The organism is Rothia sp. HMSC068F09, assembly GCF_001812775.1.
In the GTDB taxonomy this organism is placed as follows: domain Bacteria; phylum Actinomycetota; class Actinomycetes; order Actinomycetales; family Micrococcaceae; genus Rothia; species Rothia mucilaginosa_A.
The window spans coordinates 332459-355014 of record NZ_KV810430.1 but is presented as its reverse complement, the minus strand read 5'-3'; the positions used below and the strand labels follow the sequence as shown (position 1 = coordinate 355014).

17 protein-coding genes and 1 tRNA gene are annotated in these 22556 nt (G+C 62.5%); 9 read left to right on the top strand and 9 right to left on the bottom strand.

Going from position 1 to position 22556, the window contains the following annotated elements; genetic code table 11:
• Entirely contained in the window at positions 1-1629 is a 1629-nt protein-coding gene (locus tag HMPREF2874_RS08305) for a LutB/LldF family L-lactate oxidation iron-sulfur protein (RefSeq protein ID WP_049343183.1), read from the top strand.
• Positions 1629-2276, top strand: coding sequence for a LutC/YkgG family protein (locus tag HMPREF2874_RS08300; RefSeq protein ID WP_049331623.1), 648 nt, complete (start codon positions 1629-1631; stop codon positions 2274-2276). The genes HMPREF2874_RS08305 and HMPREF2874_RS08300 overlap by 1 nt, the downstream gene beginning before the upstream one ends.
• Positions 2277-2691: 415 nt before the next feature.
• Here HMPREF2874_RS08300 and HMPREF2874_RS08295 read toward each other — a convergent pair whose 3' ends face one another.
• Both HMPREF2874_RS08295 and HMPREF2874_RS08290 read right to left on the bottom strand, forming a co-directional pair.
• The gene (locus HMPREF2874_RS08295) at positions 2692-4251 is read right to left on the bottom strand and encodes a molybdopterin-dependent oxidoreductase (protein WP_049347398.1); all 1560 of its coding nucleotides are present in this window, start codon (positions 4249-4251) and stop codon (positions 2692-2694) included.
• Between the two features lie 590 nt (positions 4252-4841).
• Positions 4842-6344, bottom strand: coding sequence for a cation:proton antiporter domain-containing protein (locus HMPREF2874_RS08290; RefSeq protein WP_070649924.1), 1503 nt, complete (start codon positions 6342-6344; stop codon positions 4842-4844).
• Between the two features lie 302 nt (positions 6345-6646).
• Between HMPREF2874_RS08290 and HMPREF2874_RS08285 the strand changes: the two genes are divergently transcribed.
• On the top strand, positions 6647-7780 hold the full coding sequence (locus HMPREF2874_RS08285; RefSeq protein WP_070649923.1) for a hypothetical protein: 1134 nt from the start codon (positions 6647-6649) through the stop codon (positions 7778-7780).
• A 136-nt stretch (positions 7781-7916) separates the two neighbouring features.
• Here HMPREF2874_RS08285 and HMPREF2874_RS08280 read toward each other — a convergent pair.
• The 5 genes from HMPREF2874_RS08280 to HMPREF2874_RS08260 form a co-directional block, all read right to left on the bottom strand.
• A tRNA-Pro gene (locus HMPREF2874_RS08280) sits at positions 7917-7990 on the bottom strand.
• A 128-nt stretch (positions 7991-8118) separates the two neighbouring features.
• Positions 8119-9981: an ABC transporter ATP-binding protein gene (locus HMPREF2874_RS08275; protein WP_070649922.1), complete on the bottom strand. Its 1863-nt coding sequence runs from the start codon at positions 9979-9981 to the stop codon at positions 8119-8121.
• Positions 9981-12035, bottom strand: coding sequence for an ABC transporter ATP-binding protein (locus tag HMPREF2874_RS08270; RefSeq protein ID WP_070649921.1), 2055 nt, complete (start codon positions 12033-12035; stop codon positions 9981-9983). Before HMPREF2874_RS08270 ends, HMPREF2874_RS08275 begins: the two co-directional genes overlap by 1 nt.
• On the bottom strand, positions 12035-13048 hold the full coding sequence (locus HMPREF2874_RS08265; RefSeq protein ID WP_070650023.1) for a metallophosphoesterase: 1014 nt from the start codon (positions 13046-13048) through the stop codon (positions 12035-12037). The genes HMPREF2874_RS08270 and HMPREF2874_RS08265 overlap by 1 nt, the downstream gene beginning before the upstream one ends.
• Positions 13049-13074: 26 nt before the next feature.
• Positions 13075-15231, bottom strand: a complete 2157-nt coding sequence (locus HMPREF2874_RS08260; RefSeq protein WP_049331635.1) for a transglycosylase domain-containing protein — start codon at positions 15229-15231, stop codon at positions 13075-13077.
• 188 nt (positions 15232-15419) lie between these two features.
• Here HMPREF2874_RS08260 and HMPREF2874_RS08255 point away from each other — a divergent pair, with 188 nt between their 5' ends.
• The 3 genes from HMPREF2874_RS08255 to HMPREF2874_RS08245 all read left to right on the top strand — a co-directional run bounded on the left by HMPREF2874_RS08255 (position 15420) and on the right by HMPREF2874_RS08245 (position 17512).
• Positions 15420-15623: a hypothetical protein gene (locus tag HMPREF2874_RS08255; protein ID WP_049331637.1), complete on the top strand. Its 204-nt coding sequence runs from the start codon at positions 15420-15422 to the stop codon at positions 15621-15623.
• A gap of 217 nt (positions 15624-15840) precedes the next feature.
• Positions 15841-16323, top strand: coding sequence for a RidA family protein (locus tag HMPREF2874_RS08250; protein WP_049343191.1), 483 nt, complete (start codon positions 15841-15843; stop codon positions 16321-16323).
• Entirely contained in the window at positions 16316-17512 is a 1197-nt protein-coding gene (locus HMPREF2874_RS08245) for an NUDIX hydrolase (RefSeq protein WP_070649920.1), read from the top strand. Before HMPREF2874_RS08250 ends, HMPREF2874_RS08245 begins: the two co-directional genes overlap by 8 nt.
• Positions 17513-17745: 233 nt before the next feature.
• Here HMPREF2874_RS08245 and HMPREF2874_RS08240 read toward each other — a convergent pair whose 3' ends face one another.
• Positions 17746-18423: a Crp/Fnr family transcriptional regulator gene (locus HMPREF2874_RS08240; protein WP_005504653.1), complete on the bottom strand. Its 678-nt coding sequence runs from the start codon at positions 18421-18423 to the stop codon at positions 17746-17748.
• A gap of 327 nt (positions 18424-18750) precedes the next feature.
• On the opposite strand from HMPREF2874_RS08240, the gene HMPREF2874_RS08235 reads away from it, so the two are divergent.
• On the top strand, positions 18751-19926 hold the full coding sequence (locus HMPREF2874_RS08235; protein WP_070649919.1) for a MarP family serine protease: 1176 nt from the start codon (positions 18751-18753) through the stop codon (positions 19924-19926).
• A gap of 192 nt (positions 19927-20118) precedes the next feature.
• On the opposite strand, the gene aroQ is transcribed toward HMPREF2874_RS08235, so the two are convergent.
• Positions 20119-20559 (bottom strand): type II 3-dehydroquinate dehydratase, encoded by a 441-nt coding sequence (aroQ, locus tag HMPREF2874_RS08230; protein WP_049343193.1) that lies wholly within the window; start codon positions 20557-20559, stop codon positions 20119-20121.
• 141 nt (positions 20560-20700) lie between these two features.
• Between aroQ and nth the strand changes: the two genes are divergently transcribed.
• Together nth and HMPREF2874_RS08220 are read left to right on the top strand one after the other, a co-directional pair.
• On the top strand, positions 20701-21627 hold the full coding sequence (gene nth / locus HMPREF2874_RS08225) for an endonuclease III (RefSeq protein ID WP_049343194.1): 927 nt from the start codon (positions 20701-20703) through the stop codon (positions 21625-21627).
• Positions 21628-21737: 110 nt separating this feature from the next.
• Positions 21738-22493, top strand: coding sequence for an NUDIX hydrolase (locus HMPREF2874_RS08220; RefSeq protein WP_049343195.1), 756 nt, complete (start codon positions 21738-21740; stop codon positions 22491-22493).
• Positions 22494-22556: the final 63 nt, after the last annotated feature.

Here is a 22556-nt window from a genome sequence, read left to right as displayed (position 1 = left end):
ATGACCGCTATTCAGCTTGGTATGCCCAAGGTCGTTCATTACGGCGAGGGCAACATTTTCGAAGAAATCCCCTTCCCCAAGTACGCCAAGGAAGAGCTCAAGAACGAGCAGCTGCGCTCCAACCTGCGCTTCGTGACCCACGCGATTCGTAACAAGCGCGCCCGCGTCACCGCAGAGCTGCCCGACTGGCAGGAGCTGCGCAACACCGGTGAGAGCGTCAAGAACTACGTTCTGGCAAACCTCCCCGAGCTGCTCGAGCAGTTCGAGCGCAACTTCACCGCTGCCGGTGGCCACGTGCACTGGGCCCGCAACGCCTCCGAGGCAAACCAGATCGCCCTGGACCTGATCCGCGAGCAGGGCGTGGACGAAATCATCAAGATCAAGTCCATGGCAACCGCAGAGACCGGTCTGAACGAGTTCCTCGAGGAAAACGGCATTAACGCCATCGAGACCGACCTCGCCGAGGAAATCGTGCAGCTGGGCCACGACCGCCCCTCCCACATTCTGGTGCCCGCAATTCACCGCAACCGCCGCGAGATTCGCGACATCTTCCTGCGCGAGATTGAGGGTATCAACCCGGACATCACCGATGAGCCTGCAGAACTGGCAGAGGCATCCCGTAACCGCCTGCGCAACAAGTTCCTGAACACCACCGTGGCAGTCTCCGGCACTAACTTCGGCATCGCCGAGACCGGTACCCTGACCATCGTGGAGTCCGAGGGTAACGGCCGTATGTGCCTCACCCTGCCCGACACCCTGATTACCTTCATGGGTATCGAGAAGATTCTGCCCACCTTCCAGGACTACGAGGCCTTCCTGCAGCTGCTGCCCCGTTCCTCCACCGGTGAGCGCATGAACCCCTACACCTCCATGTGGACCGGCGTCACCCCCGGTGACGGCCCGCAGAACATGCACGTCATCCTCATCGACAACGGTCGTACCGCCGTTCTGGCCGACGAGGTTGGCCGCCAGGCTCTGCGTTGCATCCGTTGCTCCGCCTGCATGAACGTGTGCCCCGTGTACGAGCGCGCCGGCGGTCACGCCTACGGCTCCACCTACCCGGGCCCCATCGGCGCGATTCTGTCCCCGCAGCTCTCCGGTATCGAGGCTGCGCACAACAACTCGCTGCCCTACGCATCCTCGCTCTGCGGTGCGTGCTTCGAGGTTTGCCCCGTGAAGATTAACTTCCCCGAGGTTCTCGTGCACCTGCGCGCCAAGGATGTCGAGTCCAAGCACGCCGTTCGCGAGTTCGAGGGTAACAAGAAGGCTCCCTTCTCGCAGATGGACGCCATGATGCTCGGCGCGAAGAAGCTCTTCACCTCCGGCAAGATGATGTCGGTCGCGGAGCGCGGTCTGCCCATGTCCCGCCTCATCGCCGGTCGCAAGCACAAGATCACCGCTGTTCCCGGTATCGTCGGCGGTTGGACCGAGTACCGCGACATCCCCGAGCCTCCCAAGGAATCCTTCCGCAACTGGTGGAAGAAGGAGAAGGGTAAGACCGCGGCACGCGATAACGCACCGCGCGTTGACATTCAGGCACTCATCGAGGCCAACAAGGGTAAGGCAGCTGAAGCGGCTGCAAACGCTAAGGCTGCTCAGGAAGCCCGCGAAGCTAAGGAGAACAACTAATGTCCTCTGCTAAGGAAGATATCCTCGCACGCATCCGCTCCTCTCTCGAGGGCGTAGGCCCCGCACCGGAGCCGGTTCGTAACTACCGTCGCGTCAGCGAGCTGACCGAGGAGCAGACCATCGACATGCTCGTCGGCCGTCTGATCGACTACAAGGCTAACGTCTTCTTCGCCACCCCGGAGAACATCTCCGAGGTTATCGCGGAGCGCCTGGGTGAGAAGTCCACCTACGTGGTGCCCGAGGGCCTGGATAAGAAGTGGCTGCCCGCCGATACCGCCGAGCGTAAGCACGTCACCGACTCCGGTAGCACCCTCAAGCCCGGTTGCCTGAGCCTGAAGGAACTGGACGCCGTGGACGCCGTGGTGACCGGTTCGACCGTCTCTTGCGCAGAGACCGGTACCATCTTCTTGAACACCAACCCGGAGGAAGGCCGCCGCGCCATCACCCTGGTGCCCGACCACCACATCTGTGTGGTCCCGCGTTCCACCGTGGTGGAGCTGGTGCCCGAGGCGATTGAGCGTATCACCTACACCCGCCCGGTGACCATGATCTCCGGCCCCTCCGCAACCAGCGATATTGAGCTGATTCGCGTGGAGGGTGTGCACGGCCCCCGTACCCTGGACGTCATCATCTACGACGCCAAGTAAGCGGAACCTCTAGATAAGGAACCGCCTAGCAGGCTTTCAAAGCCCGCTAGGCGGTTCCTTACGTTTATGCCTATCCCTTCATCGCACGATATATCTCAGGCCGTCAGCGGAGAATCTATGGCGTTTTAGGAGTGCTCGAGTCAGCGCTACGGCGCTCCGGCCGAGGCTCCTGCTGAGAGAATACCTCCTGTACAGGCGCTCCTGCATAGACGCTTCTGCGCGAAATATCCGGTGCGGGAACGGCCGCCGAGTTGTTCGCGGGTTCCCCGGGGATCGACAGCTGGGCTATGCGCGGCGCGGGACGCAAAACAAGGGCGGGGGAAGATTGCTCTTCCCCCGCCCAGGGTGTGTGCTCCTCAGAGCCGGGTCCGCCAGATACACACGGACCGAATGGCCTGAGAGGATGCGCTACGAATTAGGCACGTGCGTCGAAGTGCTGCAGACCGGAGTCCTCACGGCTACCGCCCTGGCCGTCGCCAACGTCGCGGTAATCGTTAATCCACTCGATCTTCTTGACCCACTTCACCATCTTGTAGCCGTGCATGGAGTCAGCACGCAGACGGAGCGGGCCACCGTAAACGTCGGGCAGCGGCTTGTCGTTCATGCCCCATGCCAGGATGGTTTCGTCTTCCATTGCCATGGAGACGTCCAGGCACTCGTAGTAGGGTTCGGTCGGGCGGCCGTCGTAGGTGTGGCCCACGTGGCCGAAGGAGGTGACCATGACGTAGCGAGCTTCGTCGGTCTTCTCTACCAGTGCGAGGACATCGCGCAGGCGCACGCCCTCCCACTTAGCAATACCGGTCCAACCCTGCATACAGGTGTGCATGGTGATGTTGACTTCCTTGCCGAGCTTCTTCAGGTCGTCGATGCTCAGGGACTTCGGCTCCTTGACCAGGCCGCCAATTTCGAGGCGGTAGTCAACGAACTCCTGCTCCTTCAAGCGGTTCCACTCGGTGCTCTCACGCTCTGTCGGGGGACGAGTGTTGACCCAGTGGAAGGGGGAGATGTCAGCATCGGTGAAGGTCTTCTTCTGAACCTGACGCGAGGAGATGCGATCCAGCAGGACGTTACGAATCGGCTGGGTCAGACCCCAAATGAAGGTCTGGGTGAATCGCAGGTCGCGCAGGGACCAGTAGGAAGCCAGGAGCCACAGGGCCACAGCGAAGACGATGCCGCCAATCAGCATGGTCACTGCCTGTGCGAACTGAGCAGCGTCAATCTCGTTGTAGGGCTTGTTCAGCATCATGTGGGCGATGTTGTACTGCGGGTGAACAACGAACACCAGAGCCACGTGGATGACGGTGAACACGCAGTAGAAGGCCATACCCAGGAAGTGGATGGAACGGGCGGTCTGGCGGTTACGGAACAGGCGCACGTAGCCGGGGAAGCGACCGCAGAAGGCCGGGCTCATAATCGGGCCGGTTGCAATCATCAGCGGTGCGACGATGAACACCACGGTGAAGTACATAATCTGCTGCAGAGCATCGTAGGGCTGGAAGTGCTCAATCGAAGGGATATGCAGGCCAGCGTAAATCTGGATGGACTCCCAAGCCTGGGGAATGATGTCCCAGCTGGTGGGGACGATGCGGCGCCACTGACCGGTCAGGAACAGCAGGCCCACGTAAATCAGGCCGTTAGCAATCCAGATGAAGGTGACCAGGGCGTGCCATGCGCGGCCCAGACCAATCTGGCCCTTGCCGGGCAGAGAGATGAGCGGCGACAGGGAACGCTGATCGTCACGGGCAGTAAATGCGCCGGGGGTGGTAGGGACCTTGTCCTTGGTGAACTTAATCCACTCGGAACCCGGGGTGCAGTGGTTGTTCCAGTACAGACGGGGGTGAGAGGCGAGAACTTCCCAACCTGAACGAATCAGGAAGCCCATCATAATGAAGTTAATAAAGTGGGTAATTCGGAGCCAGGCCGGGAAGTCCAGCTCCACGCCACCGGTACTCGCGGTAAGGAGTAGATGGTGCATGATGTTTCCTTCGGAAGTGACTGTGTGTGCAGACAATCGTTAGGATTCAGTGCGAGGCCTAGAGGTGCTATCTAAGGAGAGTAAACTCTCTCGCTCATATATTCCTCCTCATCATTGAGAGCCTTCGGGGGTATAACGGGTGCTATATCTCCGGCAAGAGCACACCCCGTGTGAGAGGGTGCGCACCAGCTCCTGCCAAGGCAGAAGCGGCTCTGCGTATGTAGTTGTTTTATGTGTGTTTAGGGACCGAGCCCTGTGTACTTTCAATTTTATAAGACAGGCTGTCACCCGCAAAAGCTAAGACACGTCATGTCTCGTAATATTTGCGTGAAAAATCCGAATTTAATGAAAAAAGGGCTCCGAAGGCAGGAATAAACAGGGTTCTCAAGGGTAGCTGTCCACTAAAGAGCATCCTGGAAAGTTTACTTCAGTGCCTGGAGTGCAAAAACTTGAGGGAATAGAGGTATTATGCAAGGAATAGCGAGTGTTTGGGTTTTATAGACAAAAACCACATAGAGTGGATGTAACCTTATACTCAGCGCGATGGGCGCAGAGTAGGAATACAGCCACTCTATGCGGTCGGGAGGAACCTAGTCTGAGAGATTGCGTGAAGAATCTCGAGAAGAGGAGCGCGCAACCGCACGCTTCTTCGCGGTAGCGCGGGTGGGGGCACCCTCCTCATCGCGGCTCTGCGCCGTGCCCTCGGCGCGGACCGTCGGGATGAGCCCGGTTGTCAGCTTCACTTGCGCGTTACGCTGAGCCTTCTTTGCGTTCATCTGCTCCTTACGGCTCGGCGGTTCCGAGGCGGAATCCGAATCACCCAAAGCGCGACGAATGGACAGTGCAAGCAGAGGGAAGAGCAGAACCGTTAGGGCGCCACCTGCCACCAGCAGCGAGGACGTGGACTCCTCCAGAAGACCCGAACTGGTCGCAACTTCCGTCACCGCCACGATAATGGGCAGACCGGCTGCAGAATAGAGAGCCATCTGGGCCTTCTGGCTCTTCGAGGTCAGGCCCGAACGGGTATCCACCAGCATATCGGCCAGGAACACCGGTACGCCGCGGCAGAGCAGAATACCCAGAACCACCGCGACCAGGCCCAACGGATTCGAAGCCACTGCGGAAACACTGATGCTCATGCCGCTCACCACGAAGAAGAGCGGAATAGTGAAGGCAAAACCCACCGTCTCCAGACGGCGCGTAATCAGGTGCAGAGCCGCGGGAGGAGTCAGCGAACGCAGGATAATGCCCGCCGCAAAGGCGCCCAGCACCGCATCCAGATCAAAGAGAGCGGTGCACATGATAAGGGTCGCGAGCAGGAACATCGCAAGACGCAGAATCGTCTGGCCGGTCGTATTGGCTTCAGCCGCAATAATCTGGCGCAGACCCGGCAGGTGCGCAAACAGGCGATGCGGAATCAGAGCCGTCACCAGAGCCACGACCATGAATGCCAGTAGCACCACAAACGCCATGCCCGGCGATCGCGAAGAAAGCAGCAGAGAAATAGCAAAAATCGGTAGAAGCTCACCCACCGCTCCGTGCACCAGCACCGCATTGCCAACCGCCGTGCCGGCCGCACCGTGCGACTTCAGCATCGGCAAGAGGGTGCCGAGCGCCGTGGAGCTCAGCGCCACGCCTACCGCGACATAGGTATTCATCTCGTGAGAGAAACCGGTGATCAGCGCTGCGCCCAACATGCCCAAGCCAAAACACACACCCCAGGTCACCAGCGCGGTAGAGCCCTGGCGGCTACGCAGGGAGGAAACGTTAATCTCAAAGCCCGCAATGAGGAAAAGCATACCCAGGCCCAGCTCCTTCAGCAGGGGGATGCCGCCCTCGGTACCGGCCAAATGTAGCACGTTCGGGCCGATGAGCATGCCAAAAATGAGCAGGAACACCACATCGGGGATGCGCTTGCCCGTCAGCCGCGAAAGCACAGGAGAAATTAACGCGACCAGCGTAATCCAAAAAATGGAAATGAACTGGGCGTTACTCTCAGCGGATGCCGCGTCGCTCAGGGTAGTTCCCGAAGCGAGCACAGTACCGGAAACCTCCGGGGCCACCGTTAAAAGGGATGGCAGAGTGGGAAACATAGAACCTCATATGCAGACTAAAGAATATAGTGGGCGGTGTCCGGGAACGCCATTAAAGAACCTACCTATACTACATACTTCACACCGTCGTTCCTATTCGAGAGCCTCTCACCTCGTCACTCCGTGGGATATCGGCAGACCGACACGCAAGTCGATGCACAAGAAGCATCGGGCAACGTGACGAGGGCTCCATCGGTCGCGCCCCGGCTCGCACAGCAATCGACGCTACACTTAACACCTGTGCCGGAGGCATCGCCACCCGGTGCGCACTCACCACACCGAACCACCCGAAAGAGCGACACATGGCAGCACGAACCACAGCGCCCACCACCTCCGGCGGCTCCACCCTGCGTGCCGCCTCCCTCGGCGGAACGCGACGCGACCTCGGACTCGACCTGGCCCGCGCCTACGCCGTGCTCACCCTGCTCATCGCCTTCGGGTACTGGCTGCAACTTATCCCCGTCTCGTGGAGGTTCTGGGTGCCGCAACTGGTCACCCCCGCCGAGCCGCTCTTCGCCGCCATCCTTGGAGCCGCGGCCTGGCACTACGCGCGTACCGCAAGCTTCCCGCAGCTCTTCGCCGGGACCATCGTGCGTTTCCTCGCCCTGCTCGTGCTGGGCGTCGCCGTCGTGCAGGGCGCGGCCTACGTTCCGCTACCGGGCGTGACCACGCCCGCCCAGGGCTTCGCATACTCGCTGCCCTTCGATATGCTCATTCCCCTGGCAATCCTGACCCTGCTGACCCTGGCCGTCGTGTACCTGCCGCTCTGGGTCCTCGCCGTGCTGACCATTGCCGCGAGCCCGTACCTCTCCTGGACCCACGACATTCTCCTCGAAGCCGCAGTGCGGGCCGATGCGTGGAGCGCCGGTGCCTTTCCCTTCCTCAAAGCCAACGGTCTGAACCTTACCGCCAGCGCCCAGCTGCTCTGGGTCATGTGCCTGGGTATTCTGCTGGTGCGCCTCTACACGAGCCTGGGGGCCAAGATCGCGGTGCCCGTCGTGCTCGCAGTGCTGGCGCTCTCCGTCTACCGCGTCTTCAACCCCTACACCGGGCTCGGCGTGCTGGATGCGCCCCACGTGCAGCTGACCCTCAGTCTGGCCGCCACGCTCTACTTCTGGGCCGAATGTGCGCGACTACTTTCCGCACAGGCGGGTGCCCTCACCCCCGTTGCCCGCCTCGGGCAGATGTCGCTGAGCGCCTCCATCGTGCTGAGCGCGCTCATTATCTACGCCGGCCCCACCATCAAGGCCTTTACCGTGGGTGAGCACTACATCGCCACGGGAGGTTGGGGCACCGCCGTGTACTGGACCGCCTTCCTGATTCTGGGCATCATCATCGCGGTGGGATTCTGCGCACTCTGGGCCCGCATGGCGCGCTCCCTGGCCGGCCGCGGCCCCCTGGAGGCAATCCTCGCCCTTATCTCCGGGCGCGGCTAGAAACATAGCGTGAACGACGACCCCCTATCTGCGTACCGCGGGTAGGGGGTCGTCTGTATATGCCCAGAATCTGCGCGGGAAGAATACCGCAGATACGACAAAGCCCCGGTCATGAAACCATGACCGGGGCTATCTGTCGGGATGACAGGATTTGAACCTGCGACCTCGTCGTCCCGAACGACGCGCGCTACCAAGCTGCGCCACATCCCGAGGTTAACCTATCGGCGAATACCGTAGGCAACTCACCTAGGATAACCCAAAAAAATACGGAACGCAAACAGAGCAACCAAAAAATCGCTCGACCCGTGCTAGAGGCTGAAGCAAGCCTCGGAGCCGGGTTATTCGCCTTCCTCCGGCGCCCGGTTCAGCTCATCCCAGGAGGCGTACATCGCCGCGAAGCGACCACCGGCGGCAATCAGCTGCTGCGGGGAGCCATCCTCCACCACGGCGCCATCCCGAATCACCAGCACGCGGTCGGCGCTGAGCACCGTTGAGAGGCGATGGGCAATCACCAGGGCCGTGCGCCCCCTCAACAGTGTGTGCAGGGCCTTCTGCACGGCGCGTTCGCTCGGAATATCCAGCGAGGCGGTCGCCTCGTCAAGAATCAGCAGGCGCGGATCGGCAAGGAAAACGCGGGCAAAGGACACCAGTTGACGCTGGCCCGCGGACAGGGAGATACCGCCGCGGCCCAAAAGCGAGTCGTAGCCATCGCGTAGCCGCTCAATGAACGCATCGGCGCCCACCGCCTTCGCGGCCGCCTTCACCTGCTCATCGCTCGCCTGCGGGTTACCCATGCGGATGTTCTCCAGGATGCTTGTGGAGAACAGGAACACCTCCTGCGTCAGCATAAGCACCTCGCGGCGTAGCTGCGCATCGGTCAGGTCGCGCACATCCATGCCGTCGATGCGCACAGCACCCGAGGACACGTCGTAGAATCGCGCCACGAGCTTGGCAATCGTCGACTTGCCGGCACCTGTCGGACCCACCAGAGCCACCGTCGTACCCGGTTCGATGCGCAGGCTCGTCTTCTGCAGGGCGTGGCGTTCACTCGTGTAGCCGAAGACCGCATTATCCAACTCCACCAGGGCGCCGCGTGCCGAGTCTTCAGGCGAAGAAACCGCAGGACCGGTCTTCTCGAGAACGGGAGAAACGGGATTCTCGGGATCGGCAACCTCGGGCTTCTCCGCGAGGAAGGCAGACAGCTTCTCCAATGCCGACATCGCGGACTGGAACATGTTGTAAAACTCCGAAAGCTGCATGACCGGCTCAAACACGCGCCGCGCGTAAATCACCAGCGCCAGCAGGGTACCGACCTGCATATCGCCGCCGAGCACCGCGTAACCGCCCAGCACCAGGGCCGCCGCGATAAACACATCACCCAGAAGGATCAGCACGGGGGAGTAGATGCCGAAGACCTTAACCGAGTCCATGACCCGCACACGGTAGCTTTCGGCCGTCTGCGCATACTCTGAACGGAGCTTCGCCTCCGCACCAAAAGCCTTGACCGCGCGGATACCGGCAAAAGTCTCGACAAAACGGCTCGTCAGGCGCGCCGAATCGGTGCGCATACGGCGGTACACCGGGGTAGCCCGGCGCTGGAACCAGCGCGTCAGATAGTAAATCGGTACACCCATGAACATCATCAGCAGGCCGATTCGCCAGTCCAGCGCAAAAATAGCCGCCGCAGAAATAACCATCGACAGCAGGGTGATGGCCAGCTGGCTGATGCCGCTGTCCAGGAAGGAACGCACCGTATCGATATCGTTGGTCAGGCGCGAAATAACCTTACCCGAGGTGTATTTCTCGTGGAAAGAAACGCTCAGCGACTGGGCGTGCGCAAAGACTCGCTTGCGCAGGTACACCACCACGCCCAGCGAAACCCGCACCGTGCAGGCCACGTTAAGCCAGCTGCAGAGAGCGCCCACCGCAACTGTCACCGCGAAGAGCACCACGAGAACCGTCAGCGGCCCCGAATCCCCCTGACGCAGGGGCGCGATGGCGCTGTCCAGCACGCGGGCAATCAGCAACGGCTGAACCGCCGAGGCAATCGTGACCACAAAAACCGACAGAATTGACACGATGAGCGCCACGCGATGCGGACGCAGGGAGTGGCTCAGCAGGGCGAGGGAGCGCCTCCTCGTCTCGGCTCGTTCCTCGGGGCTGGCTTCCCGCCCGGAAGGCACCGGGAAATGGGCTGGCATTAGCCCTCCTCCATGGTCATCAGCCGGCGGTACTGCTCCGAAGATTCCATCAGCTCGGCGTGGGTACCCTCTGCCGTGATCGTGCCGTCAACCATCAGCAGCACGCGGTCCGCTAGAGCCACCGTCGAGGGGCGGTGCGCCGTTAGCAGGGTCGTGGCGCCGCCCAGGCCCTCCAGGCCCTCGCGCAGACCGTTAATGATGCGCTCCTCGGTGTCAACATCCAGCGCAGAGAACGGGTCATCCAACAGCAACACGGAGGGGCGCTTCGCCAGGGCACGCGCCAGGGACAGGCGCTGACGCTGGCCACCCGAAAGGCTCAGACCCTCCTCGCCGATAATCGTGTCCAGCCCCTGCGGCAGCTCGTAGGCGAACTCGCAGGCAGCCAGCTTCAGCGCGGTGTTCAGAGTTGCCTCCAGCTCGTCGCTGCCGGGGTAATCCTCGTCGGAGGTGCCGCCCTCGTACTGGTCGGCCACGCCCATCAGCACGTTCTCGCGCACCGAACCGGAGAACAGGACCGCCTCCTCAAAAACGAACGCGGTCTGCGCGCGTACCTGCTCCACCGAAAGATCCGCCATATCGTGCGAGCCCAGGCGGAGCGAGCCGGAGGTCGGCTCGTAGAAGCGAGGCACCAGCGAGAGCACCGTGGACTTGCCGCTACCGGTGGCGCCCACCAGAGCCAGAATCTCACCCGGGAACGCCTTGAACGTCACGTCGTGCAGCACGTCAGCCCGCGGAAGCTGCGCGCCGTGCTCCAGCGAAGAATCAGCCGCCGGATTGGGCGCGGGGGCGGACTCCTCGTAGCTGAAGGAAACCTGGTTAAAGGCCACCGATACGGCGCCACCGCTGGGGTACTGCATGCTTTCCTTTCCGGAGCGTGCCGCTCCAGAGGCGTCAGAAGGAAGAGAAGAAAGAGAAGAGCGCTGCGCGGAATCCTGAGCGTTCGCGGGGTTCGGGGAGTACTCGTCGGCCTTCGCCGGGTCTATCAGCCGCACAATCTCAAAGCCGGGCTCATCCATGACCTCGTTATGACGTTCAAGAGCCACCTTATAGCTCAGGTACGCGGACATGAGCGAGGTCGAACGAATCACGTGGCTCAGCACGGTCGTCTGCACCGCAAAATAGGCGGTCATCGCGCCCAGACTCAGCGCGCCGTTGGCGACCTGCGAAGCGCCAAGAGCCAGCGCGACCGCCGTGGAGACACCCACAATCAGGGTCTGGTTCAGCGCCACGCGGGCCACGAGCATCGATCTGCCGTACTCGCGTTCCTGCAGAACATCCACGGCCTGGGAGTAGTCGCGAATCTGCTCGGGGGAGCGTCCCAGCGCCTTAATCACGCGGATGCCGCGCACCGACTCCTCGATGCGGGTCGAAAGGTCACCGGTCAGCTGCTGAATCTCGTGGGAGACCCGGTAGTACTTGCGCGTGAAGTTCACCAGCGACAGCACCAGCACCGGCACCGTCACCACGAAGACCAGCGCCAGCAGGGGCGATGACTGCAGCATGTAGAAGGCGCCGCCCAGGAACATGACGATCACCGTCAGCAGCTGTACGATGCCGAAGGAAAGCCAGCGGCGTATCGTGCCCAAATCGCTCATCGAACGCGTCAGCAGCTGGCCGGAAGGCCAACGGTCCAGCAGCGCAATTGGCGCGCTGAGCAGCCGATCGAAGAAGTTCATGCGCATGGACATCTCAATGGTGGAGGTCGGATCCACCAGCAGCCAGCGTCGCCAGTACGCGAAGGATGCATGCGCAATGGCTAGGACCAGCACCAGGCCGCCCGCCGCCCAGATGGCGCTCTCAGTGGCGCTGTGCGAGAGGTGATCCACAATCATCTGGAGCACCTGCGGAATCGAAATTTCCAGCACGCCGGCCCCGAAGGCCACCAGCAGGCCCACGCTCCAGCGCAGGCGAATCGGGCGCGCGTAGGCGGCCAGGGTGCGCGGGGCATGCTGACCGTGCGCGTAGTCGATGGGGGCGGGAATCGGTTCGGGCGCCGTCTCGAGGAATGGGTTGCGGCGTTGCTTTCCTGTGTGCGTTGTTGAAGCCTCGGACATTAGCGGCGACCACCCGCCGTGCCGGCGGGCTCACCGGCGTCGCGTGCCGTCAGGGTCACGAGCACTGCCTCGGGCGGGCAGAATAGGCGCACCGGCGCAAAGCGGGAGGTGCCCAGGCCTGCGGAAACCTGCACCGGGATGCCGGACTGCTCGCTCACGCCCTTGGCGCGCGAGGCAGGCAAATCGCAATTGCTGACAAGCGCCCGACCGCCCGGCAGACAGACCTGACCGCCATGTGTATGACCGGCAAAAATAGCCTGTGCGCCGTCCTGCACGAAGCGGTGCAGAGTGCGCATGTAGGGGGCGTGAGCCACGCCGATGCGCACGCTCGGCTCGGTGCTCTCGTCGAAGGCACCGGGGGCGAAACCTGGATGCTTATCGTAGCGCAGGTGCGGGTCATCCACGCCCGAGAACTCCAGGCGCAGACCGTTTAGCTTCAGCGTATCGTAGCGGTTGACCAGGCCGGTCCACCCGCGCGATTCGAACGCCTCGTGCATCTGCTCTATGGGCAGGGCCACGCGCGAACCCTCCTCAATCGTCTGAGGGGTGCGCGGCTGCCACAGGTAGCGTGCCGGATTCTTGAAAATGGGCGCGAAATAGCAATTCGAGCCGGGCACAAACACGCCGGGGAAATCCATCAGCGGGTCGAGCGCCTCCAACAGCGGCTCCATACCGCCCACGTGAGAGAGATTGTCGCCCGTGTTCATGACCAGATCCGGCTCGAGTGCGGCCAGCGAGTGCATAAACTCGGTCTTCTTCCGCTGCCCCGGAATCATGTGCATGTCCGAGATGTGCAGAATCCTGAAGTCGGGGCTACCGGCGGGCAGCACCGGCAGGGACTCGGTGCGGAGCTGAAAATTGTTCAGCTCAACAAAGTGCCCGTATGCCGCCGTGGCGGCCCCCAAGGCTGCAGTGGCGGCTACCGCCCCCGCAACCTTCTTCAGGAGCGGGGAGGAGCCGCGTGCGTCGGGGACCGCCACGGGGACGCGGGCGTTGACTGCGTTTTCACACATCATCAATCGCCTTTCAAACCTCAGCCTTAGCTGGGGTTGGAGTTATAAGACAGAACCTTATCGCTGGGGATGGTGAAGTCCTTCGTATCGTACTTCGGGGCGATGGCCTTCATGAAGGTCTGCCACTGGGCACCAGCGTAGGTTGCACCATCCACGTAGTTCAGCACGCGACCGTTAATGCCCACACCGTTCAGAGAGCGGAAACCGAGGTTGTTCGAACCAACCCACGATGCGGTGGCCAGGCCGCGGGTGTAACCCACCTGCCAGGTCTGCGAGGAGTTATCGTTCGTACCGGTCTTCGCAGCCGAACCGTTCGGCAGGCCGATACCGCGCTGAGAAGCAGAACCGCCAGGCTGGATAACGCCCTTCAGAACCCAGCTGACACCGTTTGCGATATCCGGGTCCAGAACCTGCTCGCACTGATTCTGGTATTCCTTCATGGTGTCGCCGTTGTTCTTTAGGATTTTATCAACGGGGCGCGGGGTGCAGTACTTACCTTCGGAAGCGAAGATCGCGTACATCGAAGCGCTGGTCAGCGGGGAGATACCGTACTTGGTACCACCAATGTTGGTACCCAGGTCGGGGATGCTGTGCAGCGGCTCGCCGGTACCGTCCAGCGCGTGCATCTTGATGGACAGGTCGTGCACATCGCACAGGTCCAGCTGGGAGAGCATGCCGTACAGGTACGAGTTCAGCGACTGGCGGATACCGTACGCCGCGGTGTTGTAGCCTAGGCCACCGTTGAACGCGTTCTTGTAGGACCAGCCGTTTGCCTGGCCGGTGTAGTAGTACTTGCCGCCGTCGTAGCAACGGGCGTTCCAGCCGAAGCTGGTGGGCCAGAACAGCTGGGTACCGTTCACGGTACCGTTAGCACCGCGGCCGGAAATCAGCCACTGAGCCAGAATAATCGGCTTGAAGGTCGAACCGGGCTGGAAGCCGCTGGTACCGCCGTAGGCCGCGTCAACGTTGTAGTTGTACTCGGTCTTGGAGTGGTCGTTCGCGTCGGCGGGGGTACCGAGCTCGGTGTTCTGAGCCATGGCAATCACGCGACCGGTACCCGGCTCGACACTGGTCAGCGCGGAGTTCACGTCGTTCCAGTTGGTGGCGGCCGGCTGGGTGGAGTCCACAGCCTGCTTGGCCACGGTCTGAGCCTCGGGGTTCAGGGTGGTCACAATCTTCAGACCGCCGCGCTTAATCGCGGTGTTGCGCAGCTCGGCGGTAGCGCCCAAGCTTTCGTCCTGCAGCAGGTAGTTCACCACGTAGCGGCAGAAGAAGGCCTTATCGCCGCTCAGGGAGCAACCCTGCGACTTGGGGTGGACGTCGAGCTTAATATCGCTGGCGATAGCCTCGCTGTATTCCTTATCGGAAATCTTGCCGTCGCGCAGCATGGTGCCAAGCACCACGTCGCGGCGTTCACGGGCGAGTTCGGGGTTCACGGTCGGGTCGTACACGTTCGGTGCCTGCACCAGACCGGCAAGAAGCGCGGACTGGGCCACGTTCAGGTCCTTAGCGGAGATGCCCCAGTAGTACTGTGCGGCAGCTTCGACACCGTAGTTGGAACCACCCAGGTTCACGATGTTCAGGTAGCCCTCAAGGATTTCATCCTTGGACTTGTTCTGCTCCATCGAAATCGCAAGCTTCATCTCGCGAATCTTTGCAGCGTACGTCTTGTTACCGTTGAGGGTCGCGGTAGCGTCCTCACCGCGGGACACCGCGGCGTCCACGATCAGGTTGTTGACGTACTGCTGGGTCAGGGTGGAAGCACCCTGGCGGCGGCCGCTATTGGAGTTAACGATGTTGTTGAGGAACGCACGGCCAATACCGATCGCGGAGACCGCACCGTGCTTGTAGAAGTCGCGGTCCTCAACCGAAACGATGGCGTCCTTCATGTGCTGAGAAATCTGGTCCAGCTTGACCGGGTCGCGGTTCTCGTCGAAGAAGGTCGCGATTTCGGTGGTGCCGTCCGCAGCGTAAATCGTCGAGGGACGCGAGAAGGGACCTTCCGCAATATCTTCGGGGAGGTCCTGGAACCATGACATCGATGCGTTCGCGACCATGCCGGCACTCACGGCCGGAGGCACGACAATGATTGCCGCGAGGAAACCGGCAATCACGCTGAACGCGAGGAACTGCAAAAAATCTCCCGGGCGGCGACGCGCACGGGTTTTCTTAGATGAAGCCATTCATTCAGTTTAACCCATGAAGCTGTGAGAGGAAGCCCTCTCTGGAGAGAACCTCGGTTGAGGCGCTCACTCGGGTTTTCCGACCGCTAGATAGCCGCCGGAGACGCGGAAAGGGAGGCGCAGCACGTGAAAAACACAATGTGACAATCCCTTTTACAAGTAGGGCCCCGAAAGCTAGGCTAGAGGGTATGAAGAAATGGGAATACGCAACTGTACCGCTGATGATCCACACGACCAAGGCAATCCTCGATAACTGGGGCGAGGACGGCTGGGAGCTCGTCACCGTGCTCCCCGGTGCCTCCGCACCCGCCGGCGCAGCCCCCGCATCGAACATGGTCGCGCCCACTCAGGGTAACCCCATCGCCTACTTTAAGCGCGAGAAGGCCGACTAAACGTCGCCCCTCCGGCGGCTCCCCCAGCTATCTTCGCTCCGCGCCGAAAACGTGGCTGCAATTGGGAATAGCTGAGGCGGGCCGCCGGTTAGCCGTTTAACCCTTCGAAAAGTGAAGGGTACACCGCGGACCCGTGGAAAGAACTGTATAACGGCACGCAACGCACACATCTCATCACCGTCCGGGTGTGAACACCCGCAATCCTTCTGGAGTAATCATGACTGAATCTCGCATCGAAGCCCGCATCCGCGAACTCGGCTACGAGCTGCCCGTCGCACCCGCCCCCGTCGCCGCCTACGTTCCCGCGGTGACCTCCGGCTCCTACGTGTACACCTCCGGCCAACTGCCCTTCGTCGACGGCGTTCTGCCCGCCACCGGTAAGGTCTCCGGCTCCGGTGAAGAGGGCTTCGTGAACCCTGAGGATGCGAAGAAGTACGCGGGCATCAGCGTGCTGAACGCCCTGGCCACCGTTAAGTCCGTGATTGGTGACCTGGACCGCGTTCAGCGCGTCGTAAAGGTTGTGGGCTTCGTGGCCTCCGAGGTGAACTTCACCGCTCAGCCGGCCGTAATCAACGGTGCCTCCGAGCTGCTCGGCGAGATTTTCGGCGAGGCTGGCCAGCACGCCCGTTCCGCCGTGGGCGTGCCCGTGCTGCCCCTGGATTCGCCCGTCGAGGTCGAGATTATTGTTGAATATGTCTAATCAGCTGTACACCGGCGCACTGCCGCTGTCGGCTATCCGCGCGGCCCAGGCGCAGCGCGCCTCTCAGGAAGGTCGCCAGGTTGAGACTCCCGGCGGCGCCCACGACGTGAAGACGCTGCCCCTGCCAGTGCAGGAGCGCCGATTCGGCACTGCGGAGGTACCTGCCGAGCCCGAACGTCCCCGCATGTTCACGGGCCGCAACTCCTCGCCCGCACCCCGCACCGAGGCCATTCAGCGCCTCTACGTGATCCCGGAGTTCATGCGGGCCGCCGCGGAAAGCTGGTGCGAAGAGGGTAACGAGGGAACCCCCGGTTGCACGATGCGCCAGGCGGCCTCCGTCATCTTTGTGCGCGACGGCGACAACGGTTTGGAGACCATCTTGACCTACCGCCCGGGCACTTCACCGCTGGGCGTGGTGGCCTTCCCCGGCGGTACCGCGCTCCCCGGTGACGACGAATCCGCCTCCTGGGTGGGCCCCGGCGCCGAATACTGGCAGAAGCAATTTCACTACTCCGACGTGACGAAAGCACGCCGCAGCGTCATGGCCGCCGTGCGCGAATCCTTCGAGGAGACGGGTATTCTGCTTGCCGGCGAGGATGAACAGGACGTCGTGGAACGCTCCAGCACCCCCGAGCTGATGACCTGGCGCGAGGCAGTGGCCGATCAGGACAAGAGCTTCGCGCACTTCCTGTCTTCGAGCGGGCTCAGTATTCGCGCTGACCTGCTGCGCCCCGTGGCGCGCTGGCAGTCCCCGGACTTCTTCCTCAAGCGCTACGACATCGCCTACTTCACCACCGCTCTGCCGGTGGGGCAGGACCCGAAGCTGTTGCTCGGCAAGGGCGTGTGGGGTGATTGGCTGAACGTGCGTGAGCTTCTGGAAGCGCGCGATACGAGCGAGCTGGGCGACCGCATCGGCCAGCCCAATACTGTGGGTCGCCGCCTGGAAGAGCTCGTGACCCCCGGCGTCATGTGCATGCTGGAGTCTCTCGCGAGGGCCCAAACCTCGGTGGCGTGGCTGTCGAAGCGCCGCCGCATCGAGGTGCGCAAGGCCGTGCTCGTGAGCCATAACGGCGCTTGCATGCTCTCCTTCACCGAGGTGGAGCCTCCCGCTCCGACCGGGCCGGTCTTCACCGGAGGCCTGGGCGCGGTGCCCCAGACCGGAAGCGAGCTGGACGGACGCGTCGCATAGCCTCGGGCCTGCGCACGCTGGGCATGCACACTCTCAGACCGACCGTTACCGAGGCCCAAGTTGCCTCGGCCGCACCGCTCAACGCGCAAATTAACGGCAGGAGCCGCCTCCCCATGCAAAGGAGGCGGCTCCTGCCGTATTCAAAGCGTGACGTCGCGGCACTCATCCTGCCTGGCAGGGCCGGGATGAAAGACCGCAAGGTCGAAGAATGATAGCGGTTATGCCGCTACCGCCTAGCGGGAACGCTGGCGCAGGCGGGGCAGATCGAGGATGACCACGGCGCGTGCTTCCAGACGAATCCAGCCGCGGGAAACAAACTCGGCCAGAGCCTTGTTCACGGTCTCGCGGGATGCGCCAACCAGCTGTGCCAGCTCTTCCTGGGTCAGCTCGTGTGCAACGAGCACACCGTCGGTTGCGGGGCGGCCGAAGCGGTCGGCCAAATCCAGCAGAGCCTTGGCCAGGCGGCCGGGAACATCGGAGAAGACCAGATCAGCCAGGGCCTCGTTAGCGTGGCGTAGGCGACGAGCCAGGGTCTTGATAACCTGGTCGGAAATCGAGGGGTCGAGCTGCTGGGCACGTTTGAAGGACTCGTGCTTAATAGCTGCCAGGCGGGTCTCAGAAACAGCCACCGCGTTGGTCGAACGGGGCGAAGGATCGAAGAGAGCCATCTCGCCGAACACATCGCCGGGGCCCATGATGGCGACCATGTTCTCGCGGCCATCGGCGGCGGTGCGACCCAGCTTCACCTTGCCGGAGAGCACGGCAAAGAGCTGATCGTCCTGGTCACCCTCGTAGAAGAGGACGGCGTTACGGGAGAGGTCAATCTCCTGAATGTCATCGGTCAGCAGGGCAAATGCTGCGTCGTCAAGGTTCGCAAAAAGAGGGGTGCGACGGAGGATCTCGAGATCCATGAAGTTCTCCTAGATATGAGGTGAAGAGCCGAAGCCCGTGATGTGCAGTGAGTGAGCCTGAACCTATGTAAAGTATCTCACAACTGAAGTGTGAGACGGCTCAAGCGGGTGTGACATATTCAACTGATAAGAGCGTACCCTAAAATTTTGGTTTAAGCACTCAGAATCCGGAGCTTTACAACAAAAGTTTTTCATTCCCGGCAAATTCTAAGGTTTAGCACAGCTTATGGGTCTACTATCGGTCCATTGGGTGTGCCCACCGACGGGCCGCATATCGTAGGTGCATCCCTGATCATTTCTACCCACCCCCAAGGAGGCCCCGTCAAAATGGCTGACATTAACCCCCTTGATATCGTCATCCCCATTCTTCTACTGCTCTACTTCCTCGCCGGAATCCGTAGCGGCTTCTTCACGACCCTCGGCACCTTCCTTGGCCTCGGCCTGGGCGTTTGCGCCGCTGCCTGGCTCGTGCCCCTGGCCGTCGCCTCCGTCGGGACCCAGTGGAGCCTCATTACCGCGGTTGGCGTGCTCATCCTCTGCCTGACCATCGGGCAGTGGCTGGGCATCGTCGCCGGACGTACCATCCGGAAGGTCACCGACGTTACCCCGCTGAAGGGCATCGAACGATTCTTCGGCGGCGTGCTCAACCTCGCCGCCTGCGCCCTCGTGCTGGTCGTGCTGACCATTTCGATGCGCACCGTGCCCATCCCGCAGCTGAACACTGCGCTCAGCCAGTCCAAGACCCTGACCTGGATGGTCACCAGCACCCCCGACGCCCTTAAAGACCAGATCGACTCGGTCCGTAACAACGTGCTCGCCTCCACCTCCATTCCCGAGGTCAGCGAGCTCATCGCCCCCGAAGCATCCGCCCCGACCCAGAGCGTTGAGTCCGATGCGCTTGACGCTGCCAGCGCCTCCGTCGTGGAGATCCTGGGAGCCGCAGAGCAGTGCGGCTACACCTCCACCGGATCCGGCTTCGTGGCCGACACGGGCCTGGTCGTCACCAACGCCCACGTGGTCGCCGGCGTGACTTCCCCGGTCGTGCAGGACTCCCGCGGACGCACCTGGCCCGGCACCGTGGTCTACATGGATAGCGAACAGGACCTCGCGTTCATCAGCGTGCCGAAGTTTCCCCTGAAGCCGCTTACCATCGGTAAGAACGCCTCCGCGGGTAGCCTCGTGACCTTCATGGGCTACCCCAAGGGCGGCCCGTTCAAGGCGCTGCCCGCCACCGTGCAGGGCATCGGCAACACCCAGACCATCGACGCCGACACCGGCCGAGCCAACGCCATGCGCCAGGTCTATCAGCTGGCAGCCGACGTTCAGCACGGCAACTCCGGTGGTCCCGTCCTCGACGAGAACGGCAACGTGGTTGGCGTGATTTTCGGTAAGGCAACCACCGGCCAGACCGGCTACGCCATCACCGCGACCACCCTCAAGCAGGCCCTGGCCGAGGGCGGTAACAACACCGCCGCCGTCTCCACTGGATCCTGCCGTAAGTAGCTAGTATCGAGCCGCGGAACAGCGGCACAACAGATCAGGCTCCCGCCCTCGCACGAGGAACGGGAGCCTGAACTATTTCACGAACGGGGGAGGGCAAGTTACTCAGCGAGATGCTGCGATGCTATTCCGCCAAATGCTGCACTGGGCTATTCCGCCAGATGCTGCGCTGCTATTCCGCCAGATGCTGCGCTGCTATTCCGCCAGATGCTGCGCCAGGAAATCTACCGCCATGACGTAACCGTAAGCGCCGGCACCGGCAATCACCGCGGTGGCCTGCGGGGATACGAAGGAACGGTGACGGAACTCCTCACGGCGGTGAACGTTCGACAGGTGCACCTCAACCACCGGAAGCTCCGCCGCCTCCAGAGCGTCGTGAAGCGCCACGGAGGTATGCGTGTACGCCGCCGGATTGATAATGATGGCGGCCCCGCGCGTGCGGGCACGCTGAATCTCGTCCACCAGAACACCCTCGTGGTTGGACTGCATGAATTCAACGTCGAAACCGTGGGCGGCGGCACGCTCACGCACTGAACGCTCAATATCGTGCAGGGTCGTGTAGCCGTACACCTCGGGGCGGCGCTGCCCGAGCAGGTTCAAGTTCGGGCCGTTAAGCACAAAAATCGTATCTGACATAGAACCAGTGTGGCACAGCAGGCACCCGCACAGTACGAGCCAACGCGAACTGCCCAGAAAATGACGCGGTATAGAAGACGGGGGGCCAACTACGGTGAACCTCGCTACCGTCCGCACCCCAAAGCCCGGTACCCTCACGCTATGACCGAGAACGCCACCCACCCCGCAACGGCCGCACAGAACACCCCGGCCCAAGACACTGCGGCAGACAACACCGAATCACTCCTGCAGATTCGCGTCGTCCCAGAGTTCAAAGCCGCCGCGGCCGCACGCCGGCTCAAGGCCCGCGCACCCGAAAGCCACCTCTCCACGGTGCGCCGCGCCCGCAAAATCAACCGTATCCTGGGTGAAACCTACCCCTACGCGGTCGCCGAACTCGACTTCGACACCCCCTTCGAGCTACTCATCGCCACCGTGCTCTCGGCGCAGACCACCGACGTGCGCGTCAACTCCGTGACCGGTGCGCTCTTCGCCCGCTACCCGGATGCCACCGCGCTCGCCTCCGCACGCTACGAGGAGGTCGAGCCCTACATCCAGTCCCTCGGCTTCTACCGCGCCAAGGCACGCTCCATCGTGAACCTCTCGCGCCAGCTCGTCGAGGAGCACGGCGGGCAGGTGCCCTCCACCCTCGAGGAGCTCGTCAAGCTCGCCGGAGTCGGCCGCAAAACCGCAAATGTGGTGCTCGGCAACGCCTTCGGCGTGCCCGGACTGACCGTCGACACGCACTTTGGCCGCCTGGCCCGCCGCATGGGATTCACCACCGCCGAGGCCCCCGAAGCGGTCGAAAAGGACGTTGCAGAGCTCATCGAACGCAAGGACTGGACCATCTTCTCGCACCGCATGGTCTACCACGGCCGCCGCATCTGCCACGCCAAGAAGCCCGCCTGCGGCGTATGCCCGGTTGCAGATCTCTGCCCCTCTTACGGCATCGGCGAGACCAACGAGCAGAAGGCCCGCAAGCTCATGAAATACGAAATGGCCCCCGGCCGCGAGGACCTGCACCTTCGCTTTCTGCAGGGCGCAACCCGCCGCCAGCTACAGGCCGAGGGGTACCCGCTCAGCGCCTAGCCGGCCCCTGCCGTACACTGGTGAAATCGCCGTAGACGGCCCGCACGGATAGCGCGAGCCATGGACGAGCACAACCCCACGCCTGCATACGATGCGGAGAGCAGCCAACTATGACCGTGACCAGCGGAACCGAGCACCCTGCCCGTGACCTTCTCGAGGCCCTCGCCAGCGGCGGGGTCGAATTTGACGTGGACGCCCTGCTACGCAGCGCCCCCGCCAGCCCCCTGAGCAAGGAGGCCGCCGTGCTGATTCTCTTCGGCGTGCTCGATGACTCGCCCTCCACGGGCGAATTCGAAGGATGCCCCGAGAACGTGGGTGCCGACCTGGACATGCTTCTGCTCGTGCGCGCCGCAACACTGCGCGCGCACGCCGGTCAGCCCGCCTTCCCCGGCGGGAAAATCGACCCCGAAGACTACGCGCTCGCCGAGTCCACGGGCGAACCGGTCGCACACATCGCCGCACTGCGCGAGGCCGTGGAGGAGACCGGCCTGGACCCCGCCGGCGTGCAGGTCCTCGGTCAGCTACGCACCCTGCCGCTTCCCATCAGCGACTTCATGGTCACCCCCGTCATCGGTTGGTGGAACAGCCCCGTGCCTGTCAGCGTGGTCGACCGCAACGAATCGGCCCTCATCGCGCGGGTTCCGGTGCGCGATCTGCTCAACCCCGCCAACCGGCACACCGCCTACATCAAACGCGGCCGCACCTCGCACCGCACCCCCGCCTTCGATGTGCGCATGCCCGGCGGTGAGGAGTTCACGGTGTGGGGATTCACCGCGATTTTGCTGGACCGCATCTTCGACTCGCTTGGCTGGACCGTGCCTTGGAACCGCAACGATCTACGTCCGGCACCCGGGTACGAGCCCTAAATCTACCGGCCGTATGGCGTGCCGGCCAGCCGGTGGAGCCAGCCGGTGGAAACGAACGCGGCC